16 protein-coding genes are annotated in these 17,711 nt (G+C 42.4%); 8 read left to right on the plus strand and 8 right to left on the minus strand.

Annotation, left to right across the window (positions count from 1 at the left end; all coding sequences use genetic code 11):
- Positions 1-278 precede the first annotated feature (278 nt).
- Positions 279-1,790: a DUF3360 family protein gene (locus VOI46_RS15985; protein WP_004589385.1), complete on the plus strand. Its 1,512-nt coding sequence runs from the start codon at positions 279-281 to the stop codon at positions 1,788-1,790.
- Between the two features lie 83 nt (positions 1,791-1,873).
- Here VOI46_RS15985 and leuD read toward each other — a convergent pair whose 3' ends face one another.
- The 5 genes from leuD to fabR form a co-directional block, all read right to left on the minus strand.
- On the minus strand, positions 1,874-2,473 hold the full coding sequence (gene leuD / locus VOI46_RS15990; RefSeq protein WP_004589386.1) for a 3-isopropylmalate dehydratase small subunit: 600 nt from the start codon (positions 2,471-2,473) through the stop codon (positions 1,874-1,876).
- Positions 2,473-3,873: a 3-isopropylmalate dehydratase large subunit gene (gene leuC / locus VOI46_RS15995; protein WP_004589387.1), complete on the minus strand. Its 1,401-nt coding sequence runs from the start codon at positions 3,871-3,873 to the stop codon at positions 2,473-2,475. The genes leuD and leuC overlap by 1 nt, the downstream gene beginning before the upstream one ends.
- A gap of 54 nt (positions 3,874-3,927) precedes the next feature.
- A complete protein-coding gene (leuB, locus tag VOI46_RS16000; RefSeq protein ID WP_004589388.1) occupies positions 3,928-5,004 on the minus strand; it encodes a 3-isopropylmalate dehydrogenase in 1,077 nt (358 codons plus the stop codon).
- Positions 5,001-6,554, minus strand: coding sequence for a 2-isopropylmalate synthase (gene leuA / locus VOI46_RS16005; protein WP_004589389.1), 1,554 nt, complete (start codon positions 6,552-6,554; stop codon positions 5,001-5,003). Before leuA ends, leuB begins: the two co-directional genes overlap by 4 nt.
- 405 nt (positions 6,555-6,959) lie before the next feature.
- Positions 6,960-7,580 (minus strand): HTH-type transcriptional repressor FabR, encoded by a 621-nt coding sequence (fabR, locus tag VOI46_RS16010; RefSeq protein WP_004589390.1) that lies wholly within the window; start codon positions 7,578-7,580, stop codon positions 6,960-6,962.
- A gap of 127 nt (positions 7,581-7,707) precedes the next feature.
- Between fabR and VOI46_RS16015 the strand changes: the two genes are divergently transcribed.
- The 3 genes from VOI46_RS16015 (at position 7,708) to VOI46_RS16025 (ending at position 11,618) form a co-directional block, all read left to right on the plus strand.
- A complete protein-coding gene (locus VOI46_RS16015; protein ID WP_004589391.1) occupies positions 7,708-8,841 on the plus strand; it encodes a fatty acid desaturase in 1,134 nt (377 codons plus the stop codon).
- Between the two features lie 13 nt (positions 8,842-8,854).
- Positions 8,855-10,285 carry a Si-specific NAD(P)(+) transhydrogenase gene (sthA, locus tag VOI46_RS16020; protein ID WP_004589392.1) on the plus strand — a complete coding sequence of 477 codons (1,431 nt, stop codon included), beginning with the start codon at positions 8,855-8,857 and terminating at the stop codon, positions 10,283-10,285.
- A gap of 98 nt (positions 10,286-10,383) precedes the next feature.
- Positions 10,384-11,618, plus strand: a protein-coding gene (locus VOI46_RS16025) for an IS3 family transposase (protein WP_096041988.1) whose coding sequence is annotated in 2 segments (ribosomal slippage) — positions 10,384-10,735 and positions 10,735-11,618 — 1,236 coding nt in all. Because the reading frame shifts where the segments join, the coding sequence is not laid out codon by codon here.
- 43 nt (positions 11,619-11,661) lie between these two features.
- On the opposite strand, the gene hemE is transcribed toward VOI46_RS16025, so the two are convergent.
- Positions 11,662-12,726 (minus strand): uroporphyrinogen decarboxylase, encoded by a 1,065-nt coding sequence (hemE, locus tag VOI46_RS16030; RefSeq protein WP_004589393.1) that lies wholly within the window; start codon positions 12,724-12,726, stop codon positions 11,662-11,664.
- Between the two features lie 524 nt (positions 12,727-13,250).
- Here hemE and VOI46_RS16035 point away from each other — a divergent pair.
- Positions 13,251-13,721 carry an Rsd/AlgQ family anti-sigma factor gene (locus tag VOI46_RS16035; protein ID WP_004589394.1) on the plus strand — a complete coding sequence of 157 codons (471 nt, stop codon included), beginning with the start codon at positions 13,251-13,253 and terminating at the stop codon, positions 13,719-13,721.
- Positions 13,722-13,847: 126 nt separating this feature from the next.
- Entirely contained in the window at positions 13,848-15,176 is a 1,329-nt protein-coding gene (locus VOI46_RS16040) for an IS4 family transposase (protein ID WP_324738089.1), read from the plus strand.
- A 45-nt stretch (positions 15,177-15,221) separates the two neighbouring features.
- Here the strand turns inward: VOI46_RS16040 and fkpA are convergent, their stop codons facing one another.
- On the minus strand, positions 15,222-15,968 hold the full coding sequence (gene fkpA / locus VOI46_RS16045) for an FKBP-type peptidyl-prolyl cis-trans isomerase (RefSeq protein ID WP_004589617.1): 747 nt from the start codon (positions 15,966-15,968) through the stop codon (positions 15,222-15,224).
- 204 nt (positions 15,969-16,172) lie between these two features.
- Between fkpA and VOI46_RS16050 the strand changes: the two genes are divergently transcribed.
- Both VOI46_RS16050 and VOI46_RS16055 read left to right on the plus strand, forming a co-directional pair.
- Complete coding sequence (locus tag VOI46_RS16050) at positions 16,173-17,171, plus strand: hypothetical protein (RefSeq protein ID WP_004589618.1); 999 nt, start codon at positions 16,173-16,175, stop codon at positions 17,169-17,171.
- Complete coding sequence (locus VOI46_RS16055; RefSeq protein WP_004589619.1) at positions 17,158-17,370, plus strand: SlyX family protein; 213 nt, start codon at positions 17,158-17,160, stop codon at positions 17,368-17,370. The genes VOI46_RS16050 and VOI46_RS16055 overlap by 14 nt, the downstream gene beginning before the upstream one ends.
- A 24-nt stretch (positions 17,371-17,394) precedes the next feature.
- On the opposite strand, the gene VOI46_RS16060 is transcribed toward VOI46_RS16055, so the two are convergent.
- A complete protein-coding gene (locus VOI46_RS16060; RefSeq protein WP_004589620.1) occupies positions 17,395-17,598 on the minus strand; it encodes a YheV family putative zinc ribbon protein in 204 nt (67 codons plus the stop codon).
- Positions 17,599-17,711: the final 113 nt, after the last annotated feature.

Here is a 17,711-nt window from a genome sequence, read left to right on the forward strand (position 1 = left end):
AATACATAAACCACTACTTAGACTAAAGGATAACAGCCTTGTTTTTACAATGTTTCACCAAATTAGAACACATAAAAAACAAATCAACACACTGATTTTAAACAAAATATACTTTACATTTAAGAATGCCAACACAATGATTTAGCATAAAATAAAGCCATACACGACCTTTTGCCTATACATTCCTGAGTAAAAGCTGATCTACTCTGCTCCTTCACTATTCATTTGCTTTAACAAAAGCCGTATTAATAAATAAGCAACGAGTAACAGGAGGGACTATGTCAGTAACCCCAAAGGGTAACGAGCCAGAAAAAACAAGCGCACCGCACGTAGATGATGCCAACAGCTATCAAAATAAGCATAAACCAAGTTCAGAATTTAATACCCGCGACGAATACCTAGAGCACGAGCTGCAAATTATGCAGCCTAAGCGCTGGCGGCCTAATTTACCATTTAGAGACTACCGCTTTGAATTTGAAGACACGATTCCTGCCATGGCGGGCACCATTGGTAAAGTCGTTATGGTGGGTGCTATTGCCGCTACTTTTGCAGCGCCACTGGGTTTAAGTGATGCGTTTGTGTTAGAAAACGTACGCTATGAATTACTGATTGTTTCTATTTTTATTATTTTGTTTTCAGGCTTTATCTTACCTACCGCTAACTTAGCGGGTACTCATGGGCCACTTATTCCTCTTATTCCTATTGTGGTTGCCGCTGGCGGCCATCCTATGGCGTTTGGCTTACTGATTGGTGCCTTTGGCTTTATTTTAGCCATAACCAAAGGAGGGAGCTTGCTGGCACGCTTAACCAGTAAAGGTGTGTGCGGGGGCTTACTTATATATTTAGGCTTTATTGGCACAATTTCGCAGGTTAAAAAGCTGTTTGCATGGGCTGAGGCCATAGATATGGCGCACATTGCATTTATTGTTATTTTGGCGACCATTTTATTGTATGCGTTACTTGAGCACTTTAAAAAGCGCTGGTTAGCTGTGCCGCTTAGCTGCCTTATTGGCGGTGTGGTTGCATTTGCACTCGGTGCGCCGTTTGAATTTAATACCGCGCCGGGCTTACCAAATATGAACCCAGCTTATTGGTGGGGCGAAAACACAGGCTGGATGCTTGGCTTACCTACGCTTGAAAGCTTTGTGGTTGTGCTGCCATTTGCGGTATTGGCTGTGGCTATGTGGTCCCCGGATTTTTTAGGGCATCAAGTATTTCAAAAAATTAGTTACCCGCAACGCACTGAAAAAGTTCAAATGAACATAGACGACACCATGCTAAGCGCATCGGTTAGACAAACCTTTGGCTCGCTGGCCGGTGGTGCTAACTTTACCTCATCCTGGGGGACTTACATTGTCCCTGCCGCTATTGCTAAACGCCCTATCCCGGCGGGCGCCATTTTAACAGCCGTATTTTGTATTATTGCGGGTTTATGGGGCTACCCAATGGATTTAGCCATTTGGCAACCCGTGCTGTGTGTTGCGCTTATTGTAGGTGTGTTTATTCCGCTGCTTGAGGCGGGTATGGAAATGACACGCGAAGGTAAAACAACGCAATCGGCCGCTATTGTTGTGTTTGCGTCAAGCTTGGTTAACCCTGCTTTTGGTTGGTCACTGACTATGCTGCTTGATAACTTAGGCTTAATTGGCTGTAAAGAGCGCAGTGCTAATTTAACTAAAATGAGCCGCTGGGTTATTCCGCTAATTATGTTTGTTATTTTAACTACCGTTATGGCTATTGTTGGTATGCTGCCAGGCATACCTGCGCTAATGGCAGATTTTAGACATTAATAATTTGAAGAGTTAAACATAAAAAAAGCGCGGCTTATATACTCAGCCGCGCTTTGTTTTCATATGTAATTAATTGCTTTTCGTTACTGCCAAGGGCGCTCAGCAGCAAGTTGTTTTTCAAACGCATCAATTTGTGGATTTAGCGTTTCGGTCACACCAATAAAATCTAAGCCACTTAATAAACGCTCTTTTACGTCTTTACGAATATCAAAACTAATTGGCGCAAACTTATCGCTTGTTAGTGTTTGGTTTTCAAGATCGATTTGAATGTTTATATCGTCGTGCTGCTCGCTAAGTACAAACAATTGCTCAAGCGTATCAGCGGGTAGCGCAATGGCTAGCATTTGGTTGTTGCCACAGTTATTAAAGAAAATATCAGCAAAGCTTTCCGCTAAAATTACTTCAAAACCATATTGCTTAAGCGCCCACGGTGCATGCTCGCGTGATGAGCCACAACCAAAGTTGTCGCGCGTTAATAATATTTGCGCGCCTTGGTAGCATGGGCGGTTTAAAATAAAATCAGGATTTGGTTCGCCGTTTTCTAGGTAACGCCAATCATAAAACAGTGCTGCATCAAAACCATCACGGCTAGTTGATGTTAAAAACTGCTTTGGAATAATTTGGTCTGTATCTACATTGTTTTTATCAAGTGGGGCCATTAAGCCACTAAAAAATACGCTCATTAGGCTTCTCCTCTTATATCAACAAAGTGACCATGTATTGCAGCAGCGGCTGCCATTGCTGGGCTTACTAAGTGCGTACGCCCGCCACGGCCTTGGCGGCCTTCAAAGTTACGGTTAGAGGTAGATGCACAGCGTTTGCCCGCTTCTAAGCGGTCGTCGTTCATTGCTAAACACATTGAACAGCCCGGCTCGCGCCACTCAAAACCTGCCGCTTTAAAAATATCGGCTAAGCCTTCGTCTTCGGCTTGCTTTTTAACAAGGCCAGAGCCCGGTACGATAAGTGCTTCAATGCCTGCGACTACTTGCTTGCCTTCAACAATTTTTGCCGCGGCACGTAAATCTTCAATACGGCTATTAGTACACGAACCAATAAAGACTGTATCTACTTTTGCGCTTGATAATTTATCGCCGGCTTTTAAGTCCATGTATCTAAGTGCGCTGCGTATAGCATCGGCTTTAATTAAATCTGGTTCTTGGTCAGGATCTGGTATGCATTCATCAACGCCAATTACTTGCTCTGGGCTTGTACCCCACGTAATTTGCGGCTGAATGTCGTCAGCTTCAAGCTCAACACTCAAGTCAAACTCTGCGCCTTTATCTGATTTTAAGGTTTCCCAGTATTCAACTGCGGCGTCAAAGTCAGCGCCTTTAGGTGCAAATGGGCGACCTTTTAAGTAATCATACGTGATTTGATCTGGTGCTATTAAACCTGCTTTTGCACCCATTTCAATACTCATGTTACATAACGTCATACGGGCTTCCATTGAAAGTGCTTCAATGCCTTCACCACAAAATTCAGCAACATAACCTGTACCGCCAGCTGTGCCTAACTTACCAATAACCGCCATAATTAAATCTTTAGAGGTTACAGTTGGGCGAAGCACACCATTAATTTGAATTTTTAACGATTTTGCCTTTTTTTGCTGTAGCGTTTGCGTTGCTAATACATGCTCAACCTCAGAAGTACCAATACCGTGCGCTAATGCGCCAAACGCGCCATGCGTAGAAGTATGGCTATCACCACATACAATGGTAGTGCCAGGTAAGGTAATACCTTGTTCAGGCCCCATTACATGCACTATGCCTTGGTTAATTGAGTTTAAATCGTAAAGTACAATGCCAAACTCTTTACAGTTAGCATCAAGTGCCATTAACTGGTTTTTAGATACTTCGCTTGCGGCATCAAGTGATCGGCTTTTAGTCGATACGTTATGATCCATTGTTGCAAAGGTTTTTTCTGGGCAACGTACCGTACGGTTTTTTTCACGTAGGCCTGCAAAAGCCTGTGGTGATGTCACCTCGTGTACTAAATGACGGTCAATATAAAGTAAATCAGTTTGCTCGTTTATGCTGGCAACGGTATGTGCTTGCCAAATTTTGTCGTATAACGTTTGGGCCACTTGCTAATTCCCTACTTTGTTAAATCGCAGCATAACGGTGCTGCGATTTATATATTAAATACGTGAAACGATGGCAGCTGCCACATCGCTTGTGCTGTATCCACCTTGTGGGTAGATATCTGGCGTGCCAACGCCTGCTTCTACGGCTTCGGCTACGGCTTTTTCAATGGTGCGCGCAGCTTCGTCTTGGCCTAATGAGTAACGTAGCATAAGTGCAGCACTTAAAATTTGTGCAATCGGGTTTGCAACGCCTTTGCCTGCAATATCTGGTGCTGAGCCACCGGCTGGTTCGTACAAACCAAAGCCCGATTGATTCAAGCTTGCCGATGGTAATAAACCCATTGAGCCTGTGATCATTGCACACTCATCTGACAAAATATCCCCAAATAAGTTATCGCAAAGTAGCACGTCAAACTGGCTAGGCTGTTTAACTAATTGCATAGCTGCGTTATCTACGTATATGTAATCTAGGCTGACTTCTGGGTAGTCTTTGCTTACTTCGGTAACTACTTCACGCCATAATACGCTTGATGCAAGTACGTTTGCTTTATCAACCGATGTTACATGGTTACTACGTAATTTTGCTGCCTCAAAGGCAAAACGGGCAATGCGTTCAATTTCTTTACGCGAGTAAGTTTGTGTATCAAATGCAGCTTCTTCAGCGCCTTCGCCGCTTCGGCCTTTTTCACCAAAGTAAATGCCGCCAGTAAGTTCGCGTACACATAAAATATCAAAGCCTTTTTCGCTAATATCTGCACGTAATGGCGATGCTGCGCTAAGCGCTGGTAAAAGTTGTGCTGGACGTAAGTTACAAAACAAACCAAAGTGCTTACGAAGCGGTAAAAGCGATGCACGCTCAGGTTGCTCGTTAGGGGGTAGGTTTTCCCATTTTGGGCCACCTACTGAGCCAAATAAAATGGCATCGGCGTTTTCACACGCGCTTAGCGTTTTTGGTGGTAATGCTTCACCAAATTCGTCAATGGCTGCGCCACCAATAGCATGATGCTGACGGTTCAGGGTAAAACCAAACTTATTGCTTACAGCATCAAGTACTTGCTCTGCTGCTGCCATTACTTCTGGGCCAATACCGTCGCCTGCTAATACGGCAACGCTGTAGTTTGTTTTACTCATCCTGCTTTCCTTTGTTGTTTTAAATCAGACACTTTTTGTGCACGATAAATTAAGTTGTAAACACGGATCATGGCGCGTACCGACGCCTCTACCACATCCGCAGCAATACCCGCACCGTGATAAGGGCGACCATCGTATTTAGCAATAATGTTTACTTGACCAAGCGAACTTGCGCCTTGACCAGTGGCTTCTAAATTGTATTCAATCATTTCAACGCTCATACCAGTTAAGCGCTCAATAGCCGCAAATGAGGCTTCAACAGGGCCATTACCTGTAGCAGCTTCTTGTTTTGCTTCGCCATCAATTAACATTCCAATGGTAGAGCTGGCTACCGACTGTGAGTTAGACGCTGAGTTTACAAACTCTAATTGGTATTTTTCGTCTTTGTCGTTAATTTGATTAAAGTAAATCATGGCTTCAAGGTCGTAATCGTATACGGTGCCTTTTTGATCAGCTAACGCTAAAAAGCTCTCGTATAAGCTGTCCATATCGTAGTCAGCTTTTTGATAACCTAACTCTTCTAAGCGGTGCTCAATAACATGACGACCCGAACGCGAGGTCATATTTAATTGGTTATTTGGCACACCGACGCTTTCTGGCGACATAATCTCATAAGTATTTTGCGCTTTTAATACGCCATCTTGGTGAATGCCCGAGCTATGTGCAAAGGCGTTTTCGCCCACAATCGCTTTATTTGGCTGTACCGGCATATTGCATATTTTTGCCACTTGGCGAGATGCGCGATAAATTTCTTCGCTTTTAATATCGGTGTGTACGTTTAAGTGGTCTTTGCGCATTTTCATGATCATCGCCACTTCTTCAAGCGAGCAGTTACCCGCACGCTCACCAATACCATTTATTGTACACTCAATTTGGCGAGCACCTGCTTGTACCGCGGCTACCGAGTTAGCTACAGCTAAACCTAAATCGTTATGACAATGTACACTTAAACGCGCTTTATCTATATTCGGCACGTTATTCATTAAATGGCGGATCATTGCGGCGTATTCGTCTGGCGTTACAAAGCCAACGGTATCAGGTAAATTAATAGTAGAGGCACCGGCGTTAATTGCCTGCTCAACAATTTTACATAAATCCCAGTGCGGCGTACGCCCTGCATCTTCACACGAAAACTCAACATCATCAGTGTAGTTACGCGCTAATTTAATTGATTTAACCGCCATGGCCGTTGCATCGTCTAGGCTCATACGTAATTTGTGTTCAAGGTGCAAAGGGCTTGTGGCAATAAAAGTATGAATACGGCTTTGCTGTGCTGTGCGAAGTGCCTCACCACAGGCTTCAATGTCTTTTGCTACTGAACGTGCTAAACCACAAATAATTGGGCCTTTAACCTCGGTTGCAATACGTTGCACCGAGCGAAAATCAGCGGGGCTCGAAACCGGAAAACCCACTTCCATCACATCCACGTTCAAGCGGCTAATAGTATGCGCTAGCTGAATTTTATCGTCTTCTGTAAGGCTTGCTTTAAGTGCCTGCTCGCCATCACGTAAGGTGGTATCAAAAATCCATACTTTATCTTTGTCTTGCATAACTGCCCCTCATTCCTCTGTTACCCAAATTTCAATTTATCCCAGCCGCGAGATAATAAAAAACCCCGCAATTGCGGGGTTTTTAGTGTTTAACTCGATGCAAACACACTAATCCCCGCTCACTGACCATAGCAGTAAGAGGTTAAGTTTTAGTGTAATTAAACGAATATTTTGCATCTTGTTTCTTGTGTGTGTGTTCAGTGAGGCCTATTTTTAACATTACAAAGCAGTTGGTGCAAGCATAAATATTCCAAACAAAGGAATAAAAACCCCACATTGAAGAAATTTATATACCCAAAAATAGTATATTCAGGTTTTATAAATCACACGGATAGACTTTTTAGCTTAAATTAATGTGTTGAGTAAACTTGCGTGCTTAGATTAACTTATTGCTAATTTTTTAAGCTAAACCTGATTATTTGTTTCACGAATATAATGACCTGCACCGCGGGTAATATAACGCAGCTGCCAAATAACCCGCTCAATGAGTTCTTCGCGTTGTTGACCTTCTATATCAAGTGCTTCAGCGCCGGCATTAAATACCAGTGTTACCATGGCTTCGGCCTGAATATAAGCATGAATTGAATCACACTTGGTTTCGCTTTCTAAATAATGCGCAAGCTCTAAAATAAAGTGTTTTACCTCACGCGCTACGGCGGCTCTAAAGGCTTTTGAGGTGCCAGAACGTTCTCGCAGCAGTAATCTAAATTGGTTGCTTGAGTTATCAATAAACTCCATAAAGGTAACAACCGAGGTATTTATTACGCTACCACCACTGGCTATACGTCTGCGAGCTTGGCGCATAAGCTGGCGAAGGGTTAAGCCTGCTTCGTCTACCATGGTTAAACCTAGTTCGTTCATATCTTTAAAGTGGCGATAAAAAGAGGTGGGGGCAATACCGGCTTCGCGGGCAACTTCGCGTAAGCTTAAATTAGAAAAACTATGATCAGCACTAAGCTGATTAAATGCCGCCTCAATTAAGGCTTGTCGTGTTTTTTGTTTCTGTTGTGCTCTAACACCCGACATCCACAGCTCCCTGAGTAATTTTATATGAAGTTTTAATGATAATTAGCCGAATTGTCTAGTCTAATACTTGACGCCAAGAGATTGAAACACTATTTTAGCTTACAGTTGTACGCTGAGAGTAAAAACGATGAATAAACCACCGATTATTTGGACAAACGTCCTATTTTTTAGCCTAACCTTTTTGGCGGCTGTCACACTTGTACCCTGGTACGGCATTAGTTACGGATTTACCAGCGCGCATTGGATTGCATTTGTAGGCTGTATGTTTTACGCAGGCCTATCTATCACTGCCGGATACCACCGATTATGGGCGCATAAAGCCTATAACGTACACCCTGCAATAGAATTTATTTTTGCTCTTGGTGGCGCATTTGCTTTGCAAAACAGTGCGTTGCACTGGAGTAGCGATCATCGTATACACCACGGCCAAGTAGATGACCCAGTAAAAGACCCTTACGCCGCAACTAACGGCTTTTGGTACAGCCATATTGGCTGGATGCTACGTGATTACCAAGGCGATAGTTATAACGATTACAGTAATTGTCGCGATTTACAGCGCAATAAAATTGTTATGTGGCAGCATAAACACTACTTAAAGCTTGTTATAGCCATGAATGTCGGTTTACCGCTTGTGCTTGGTTTATTAGTAGGCGATGTGTGGGGTATGCTACTACTTGCAGGTTTATTACGCTTAGTATTGAGCCAGCACTTTACCTTTTTCATTAATTCATTGGCTCATATTTGGGGATCACGCCCATACACTGAGAAAAACACTGCACGCGATAATGGCTTTTTAGCGTTATTTACTTATGGCGAGGGTTACCATAACTTTCACCATATTTTTGCAAGCGATTACCGTAACGGTATTAAGTGGTTTCATTATGACCCAACTAAATGGATGATTCGCTCTTTAGCAGCGCTCGGTTTAGCCAGTAAATTAAAGCGCACCCCGGTTGAGCGCATAGAAAAAGCCAAAGCCGAAACGCTAATGAGTAAAACGCAAACGCGCCTTTCAAAATTGCCTTTAGCGCAAGATAAGCTTACATTATTACAACAAGAGTACGATTTACTGCTGAAAAAGCTGCAAAATTACTGTTCACTACAAAAACAAGTGTTAGAAGGTAAAAAAAATAACATGGCAAAGCAGTGTGAACAATCAGCATTAATGACACAATACCATGAGCTGGAAGCCGCCTGGGAGAATCAAAAACAGGCATGGCTAGCACTTAATGCGAGGTTATTAAAAGCCTCTTTTAATTAATTTAGGAGTGGCTGTGGCCAAACAACCAGAACAGAAAAAAGCACCCGTAAGTTTCCAATATGACGCAATAATTATTGGTACGGGCCCTGGCGGTGAAGGCACCGCCATGAACCTATCTAAAAACGATAAAAAAGTAGCGGTTATTGAGCGCCAACAAGCTGTTGGCGGTGGCTGTGTACATTGGGGAACAATTCCTTCAAAAGCATTACGCCACTCGGTTAGCCGCTATATTGAATACAAAGCAAACCCACTTTTTAATGTTGGCGAGCGCCCTAGCCGCTTAACGTTTCCTGATATTTTAAGCCATGCAAGTTCTGTTATTTCTAAGCAGTCAAACTTACGTAGCAGCTTTTACGACCGTAACCGCATTCATATGTACCAAGGCGATGCGAGCTTTGTAGATAAACACACGGTTGAAATTAAGCGCTTTGATGGCTCAGCAGAGCGTATTACCGCTAAAACTATTGTGATTGCTACCGGCTCACGCCCATACCGCCCACCTGAAGTCGACTTTAGCCATTCACGTATTTACGACAGCGATACTATTTTAGGCCTAGAGCACGACCCACAACGTGTACTTATATACGGTGCGGGTGTTATTGGCTGTGAATACGCTTCAATCTTTAAAGGCTTAGGCGCTAAGGTAGATTTAGTAAACACGCGCGACCGCTTATTGGCCTTTATGGATGCAGAAATTTCTGACGCGCTTAGCTACCACTTTTGGAATAGCGGTATTGTTATTCGTCATAACGAAGAGTTTGACCGTATAGAAACGCGCTCAGATTGCGTTGTAATGCATTTAAAATCGGGCAAGCGTGTAAAAGCCGACTGTATTTTATTTGCTAACGGGCGCACAGGTAATACCGATACGCTAAACCTTGAAGCTATTGGTTTAAAAGCCGATGGTCGAGGCCAGCTTAAAGTCAACGAAATGTACCAAACTGAGGTAGACAACGTTTACGCAGTAGGTGATGTAATTGGCTACCCAAGCTTAGCGAGTGCAGCATTTGATCAAGGCCGTATAGCTGCCGATGCTATTGCCTGCGGTAATTGCGAAGATAAGCTAATTATAGATATACCGGCCGGTATTTATACTATTCCTGAAATGAGTTCGGTAGGTAAAACAGAGCAACAGCTAACCGCTGCAAAAGTACCGTATGAAGTTGGTCGTGCTCAGTTTAAGCACTTAGCTCGTGCGCAAATTGCGGGCACAGAAGTTGGTAGTTTAAAAATATTGTTTCACAGTGAAACAAAAGAAGTACTTGGCGTGCATTGCTTTGGTGAGCGTGCCTCAGAAATTGTTCACATTGGCCAAGCCATTATGGAACAAAAAGGGGCAGGCAACACTGTTGACTACTTTGTAAATACCACATTTAACTACCCAACGATGGCAGAAGCCTACCGTGTTGCGGCGTTAAATGGATTAAATAGGTTATTTACATAAGCCTATAACCGCGCAGCAAAAAGCCCGCTAATTAGCGGGCTTTTTAATAGCTATTATGTCTTGTCCTGAAATGTGTTTACACATTTAGGACTTATTTTATGAAAACCACTAAAACTAAAGACGTTAAGCGTACTCAGCGAGATTATACATTAGGCTTTAAATTATCTATTGTTGAGCAAGTAGAAAAAGGCGACTTCACCTATAAACAAGCGCAAAGTCATTACGGCATTCAAGGCCGCAGTACCGTTCTGGTATGGCTGCGAAAACATGGTAAATTAGATTGGTCTAAACCAACTTATATAGCCAACATGCCTAAATCGAAAGAAACCCCAGCACAAAAAATTAAACGTTTAGAGCGCGAGATAGAAGAGTTACGCCTAAAGGATTTAATCAAAGATGAAATGATTAATATTATGGATGAAGAATATGGAGCGGGCTTGCGAAAAAAGTACATATCCGAGCTATCACGCGCGCAAAAGAAAACCATCAAATAAAGCTTACTCCGTTATGCCGTGCATATGGCGTAACGCGACAAGGTTACTATCAAGCTATGCGCAGAATAGATGCTCGGAATAAAGAATTGGAGCCAGTCAAAGAATTAGTGATGTACTGGCGGCAATTCATGCCTCGTATTGGTGGGAAGAAACTTTATCTGATGATAAAGCCAGACCTGCAAGAGCGTGGCATTAAACTAGGTCGTGATTGTTTTTTTGATTATTTGAGAGAGCATGACTTTCTTGTAAAACCAAAGAAAAATTACACTAAAACAACAAACAGTAACCATTGGATGCGCAAGCATCCCAATTTACTAAAGGAATACATGCCTACTGCGGCCGAGGAAGTCTTCGTTAGTGACATTACATACGTAAAATCAGCGCAAGGCGTGCATTACCTATCGTTAGTCACTGATGCTTACAGTCGAAAAATAATGGGTTATGAGCTGAGTGATGAAATGAAAGCAACCGATGTAGTCAGAGCATTAGAAATGACAATTAAGCAACGCGTATATAAACGTGATGCCATTCATCATTCAGATAGAGGTTTACAATATTGCTCTGAAGTATATCAAAATGCGCTATTAAAAGAGGGCATTAGACCATCGATGACCGATGGGTATGACTGTTATCAAAACGCATTAGCAGAGCGTATTAACGGGATATTAAAGCAAGAGTTTTTACTGTATAAATGTCGCAATATGGCAGAGTTAAAACAGCTCGTTGAAGAATCGATATTTATATACAATGAAATGCGACCGCACTTAAGTTTGGATATGAAAACACCAAATCAAGTGCATAAAAAAGACCTGGCGCTTTCGCACCAAGTCTTTCATTAAAACCGTCAACCTATTTCAGGACGGGACATTAATACCACGGTTGTTATTTGTGGTATTGCGCGCTTAGCTCATGTACTGCATTAATAAATACACCGGCGTTTTCTGGGTCTACATCTGGCGTAATACCGTGGCCTAGGTTAAATACGTGGCCATCACCTGTGCCAAAGTCTTCTAAAATAGTGCCTACTTCTTGGCGGATACGATCAGGCGTACCGTGCAGCATTGACGGGTCCATATTCCCTTGCAATGCAACTTTATCGCCTACACGGCGTTTAGCGTCGCCAATATTAATAGTCCAATCAAGACCTACTGCATCACAGCCTGTTGCTGCAATTGCTTCAATCCACTGACCACCATTTTTGGTAAATAGTGTTACCGGCACTTTACGGCCGTCGTATTCGCGAATTAAACCATCAACAATTTTATGCATGTATTGCAGTGAGAATTCGTTGTAATCGCGCGGGCTTAATACGCCGCCCCACGAGTCAAATACCATTAACGATTGCGCACCAGCTTTTACTTGCGCGTTTAAGTAATCAATGACTGAATCAGCTAGTTTATCTAGTAATAAATGTAGTGTTTGCGGCTCTGCAAACGCCATTTTTTTAATTTTACCAAATACTTTACTGCTTCCACCTTCAACCATGTAAGTTGCTAGTGTCCACGGTGAACCCGAAAAGCCAATTAGTGGCACTTCGCCTTTAAGTTCACGGCGAATAGTACTTACTGCGTTCATTACATAGCCAAGCTCGTCAGTTGGGTCTAGCTTAGGAATCTTTTTAACATCAGCAAGTGACGAAATAGGGTTTTCAAATTTAGGGCCTTCACCGGTTTCAAAGTACAAACCTAAACCCATAGCATCGGGAATAGTTAAAATGTCACTAAATAAAATAGCAGCATCTAACGGGTAACGGCGAAGTGGTTGTAGTGTTACTTCACATGCAAGCTCAGCATTACGGCACAGGCTCATAAAATCGCCCGCTTGTGCACGTGTAGCACGGTACTCTGGTAAATAGCGTCCTGCTTGACGCATCATCCATACCGGTGTTACATCAACGGGTTGTTTTGCAAGTGCACGTAAATAACGGTCGCTTTTTAATTCGCTCATAGCGTAAATAATCCTGAGGCTTATAGAAATTGTTCAAGATTGTACCACCATATTCTCCGGCTCTCTATCGCTAAGCTCGTAAAACATGTGTTACAGCTAACAGAACCTAGTTTGTTGCTTATTTAGTCACATTTGAGCATTAAATAACCAAAAAGAACTAACAATAAAAACTTTTTGTTAATATGTTTGCAACATAACAAAAACCTTGGTATTGTTTGTCCCGCTTTAACAAGAACAATAATAAAAATCTTAAACAACAATAACAAAAATATTTATAATAAAAATAACAAAAATCTTCTATAACAATAAGAAAGCTTGTATTAACAGGCCAAAACAAGAAATTAAGCCACCTTAACCGGTGGTTTTTTCTTGCCTGCAATAAAATAATAATTTACCTACAATAAATACACACGTGCACCAGCTCATACCTTTTACTTGTTGATATACACTTAAATAAAATATATCTTGATGTATAAGAAAATTTAAATTTAACCATAAAAGTGACCCAGCTTAGGAGAACAGTAATGCTGACGCGCGTAGAGAAAGCTCAACAAAAATGGGGTGGTAGCCATACTGTCATTGATAAATGGTTAAACGAGCGCCAAGAGTTAATTGTACTTTATTGTAAAATGGCTGGGTTTTCGCCATACGACAAAAAAGATCACGCCTTACCAGAGCCAGAACAAATTCAATCATTTTGCCAAATTTTAATGGATTACTTATCTGCCGGCCATTTTGAAGTGTACGATGACATTGCAAAAGCCTGCGAAAGCAAGGGCCTTGAAAGCCAAGAGCTGGCAAATACAATTTACCCGCGCATTTCTAGCACAACAGATATTGCTTTAGACTTTAACGATAAATACGCAGAAGTAGATAAAGAGGACTTATTAGCAGAGTTTGATAACGATTTGTCGGTACTTGGCGAAACGTTAGAAGCGCGTTTTGAACTAGAAGATGAGCTAATAGATAATTTGTTTTCTAACCACACAGATTAATAAAATAGCTTACAAAAAAGGGACCGTTATGGTTAATGCCGATCAGTTAAGAAATATTTTAATGATCAGTTGACCGATCTTCTATAGATGTAAGAATCCGATGAGCATTTGCCATCGGATTTTTTTATGAATATTAAAATAGCTTTAGACACCGCATTTAATGCCAGTACCCAATTTCATTCGTTTGAAAAACTCTCATCACTTCTAGATCCATCTATTATTGATGAGGCTTTTGTTGAAGCGGGAGTCGCAACCGTCAGAAAGCGTCGCTTACCTCTTGAATCTGTGATGTGGTGCGTCATGGGGATGAGTCTTTTTAGGCAAGAGTCAGTGTGGAATATTGCGACTAAGATGGATATTGCACTACCAGGTAAAGCACCGCTTGTTGCACCCAGTGCGATGGTTCAGGCTCGACAGCGCCTAGGAACCAACGCTGTCGAACAATCCTTTAAGAAGATGGCTAAGCATTGGTATCAACAAGGTAAATTCGAAACATGGAATGGACTAAATTTACTCGGTGTCGATGGGGTTGTGTGGAGAACGACTGATACAGCTCAAAACCGTGAAAAGTATGGCTCTGGTAGTACTCAGTATGGCGACACGGCATTTCCTCAAATCCGCATGGTGTGCCAAATGGAGCTGACAAGCCACCAACTCATTAATAGCGCGTTTGATAAATACAAAGCGAGTGAAATGGTGCTAGCAGAGCAGCTAATTAGCGATACGCCTAATCATTCACTGACCCTGTTTGGCCGTGGTTTTTATTCCTTAGGCTTACTCCATCAATGGCAACTCGCTGGAGAAGAGAGGCACTGGATGATACCGGCAAGAAAAGGGCTCCAATTTGATGTAATAAAAAGTTATAGCCGTGTAGATAAACAGGTAAGGCTGAGAGCCACACCACAAGCGAGAAAAAAGTTCCCCGAGCTGCCGGAGGAGATTGAGGCGCGGCTAATTACGAAAAAAGTGAAAGGAAAAGAGTGCAGAATTCTTACATCGCTTACCGATGTAATGCGTTACCCCAGTGACGAAATTGTAGACTTATACAGTCACCGCTGGGAAATTGAGTTAGGGTATCGTGAAATGAAACAAACGCTACTGAACAGTGAATACACGCTTAGAAGCAAACGCCCAGACATGGTTGAGCAAGAATTGTGGGGATTACTGCTTGCTTACAACTTGATAAGAGTCGCTATGACCGAAGCGGCTACACGTAAAGGTATCTGGCCCAATCAGCTAAGCTTCAGTGGGTGCTCAAGCGCGGTTGTGGCATTCTTACTTACAACGGGACTTACAAGCCCAGGAAAACTCCCTGTGCTGTATGAGAACCTTATCAATCAGCTAACTTATTACGAGCTTCCGACGAGGCGGGAAGATAGATTTTACCCTCGAAGGGTCAAACCCAAACCAAGTAAATACCCCACCAAAAAGAAAAATACCAGTCAGCTTAACTGACTGGCATTAACCGTTATGGTCCCTTTTTGCGTTATAAGCTACCGCTTATTGCGCAGGTGCTTCGTCATCTTGTATTTCAAGTAGTTCTACTTCAAAAACAAGCGTTGAGTTAGCTGGAATTTTACCTAGGTCACGATCGCCGTAAGCAAGCTCAGAAGGAATAGTGAACTTGTACTTAGACCCTACTGACATAAGCTGTAAACCTTCAGTCCAACCCGCAATTACACGGTTAAGAGGGAAAGTAGTTGGCTCGTTACGCGCATAAGAGCTATCAAACTCAGTGCCGTCTAATAAAGTACCTTTGTAATGTACTTTAACTACGTCTGTTGCTGCTGGCTTTTCGCCTTCGCCTTCGCTAAGTACTTCGTACTGTAGACCTGACTCAGTTACTGTTACGCCTTCTTTTTTAGCATTTTCTTCTAGGTATTTTTTACCTGCTTCTTTGCTTTTTTCAGACTCAACTTTAGCTTTAGCTTCTTGCTTTGCACGCACTGATGTATCTAGCTCAGTTAGCACTTCACGGATTTTTTCTTCATCGATTTTTGCATTACCAGCAAGCGCGTCTTCAAAACCACGAATTAATAGTGCTTGGTCTAGTTCAATACCAATCTCTGATTTATCAGCTAGGTCTTTATTTAAAAAGTTACCTACTGATGCACCAATACCGTATGCTTGTTGCTGCTCTACAGTGTCTAATTTAACTTCAGCTTGCTCTTGTTTTGCTTCTTGATTACAAGCTGTAAGCGCTAAAACCGACGCTGCAATCAATGACAATCTAATCGTCTTTTTCATTTTAAATCTCCGACACACTTTGCAGTTGTCATTTATTGTATTATTACTAGTTAAAGATTAACGGCCTACATGATAGGCTGCTTGTTTAATAACTAACTAAATTAAAACCTAACCTATTATAGTGATTAGACAAACACCCTAGGCCTTCAACGTGACCTAGTCTAACCTCTCAGTCACTAAGAGTTAAGAGGAAATACCTGTAATATGTCGATATTTCGTACTTTTTTAATCGCTTTTAGCTGTTTATTAGCCCTAGCTTGTAGCGATCAAAAACAGCAAGCTGCACAACGCTTTGAACACGCAGCACAGGGTGCGTTTTCCTCGGCAGTATCTAACGATGGTAAATACAGCCTAGTCTCCTCCATTCACCATGGGGTCGCCCTGTGGGATAATCAACAGCAGGTACTAAAATATCAATGGTTTCAACAGCAATCACAAGAAAGCCTAGTGTATGCTGTGGCTATTGCGTTTGATAATAGCGTGGCCGTTACCGCAGAAAAAACCACTTTTGCCGTGTGGGATATTAGCAGCGGCGAAAACCGCGGCTATTATAAAATTCAACAAGCCACTATTCGCGATATTGCGATAAGTAACCAAGGCCGCAGTGTTTTATACGGCAGAAGCGACGGCGTAGTGGTATTTTTAAACCTAGAAACCGGACGCCGCATTGAGTTTTTAGGCCACCAAGACAAAGTAAACACCGTTGATTTGTCGCCTAATGGACGCTATGCCTTAAGCGGCTCAAACGATTACGTTGCTTATTTTTGGGATACACGTACAGGGCAAGTAATTCATCGCTTTAATCACCCGACACGTGTTACCCAAGTAACCCTAGACCCACAAGGTCGCTACGCATTTACCGCAGATAGTATGAAGCAAGCACATGTATGGAAGCTGACTACAGGTGATCTTGTGAGTAAACTGGCGTATATTGCGCGTCAGAAAATTTTTACTGCGGTACGCTTTAACGAACAAGGCACATTGCTGGCCACAGGCTCGCCCAATAAGCGCGTTGACTTATGGCAGTTACCCAGCGGAGAAAAAATTCAAACTTGGCAAGTCACACCACGTGAAGGCAGTAAGCCTAAATCGGCTGTGGTGCTAGATATAACGTTTATAGATAACGGCAAGTCGTTGTTAACCGAGAGCTCGAGCGGAATTGCAGAGCACTTTACAATACGAGAAGCAAATGAACACAATTGAAAATCGTTTAATGGAGCTTGAGGCAAAAGTTGCTTTTCAAGACGAAACAATAGAAATATTAAATGACGAGCTAAAAGCACACCAACAGCAGCTTGCAAAAATGAAGCGCCAAACTGAGTTACTAGCAGAAAAACTTAAAGAAGCGCAGCAGCCGTCGCTAATGTCGCAAATGCAAGAGCCGCCTCCGCCACATTACTAAGCACCCGACAAAATAAAAACCGGGTTAATCGCCCGGTTTAAATACACCAATTACTTGTTCAAATTGGCGAGTAGATGCCTGAACAGCGTTATCGGGTTGCGCCATTTTGTGGCCACACTCTACACACTCTACTTTTTCAACATCATGTTCTCTGTATAGCATCATGGTATCCATGGCTTTACACTCAGGGCACGATGCACCAGCAATAAATCGCTTCTTTTGTCTCACAACATTTTTCCTGTGGTTTGAACTGCACATATTTTATCGTATAACTTCCTATGTTGATACGCTTGATAAGAGCAATACGTTCTATGGTATGATAGCGCCAACTTAACCAGGGC

The sequence above is a fragment of the Pseudoalteromonas sp. CuT4-3 genome (assembly GCF_035666335.1).
In the GTDB taxonomy this organism is placed as follows: Bacteria; Pseudomonadota; Gammaproteobacteria; order Enterobacterales; family Alteromonadaceae; genus Pseudoalteromonas; species Pseudoalteromonas atlantica.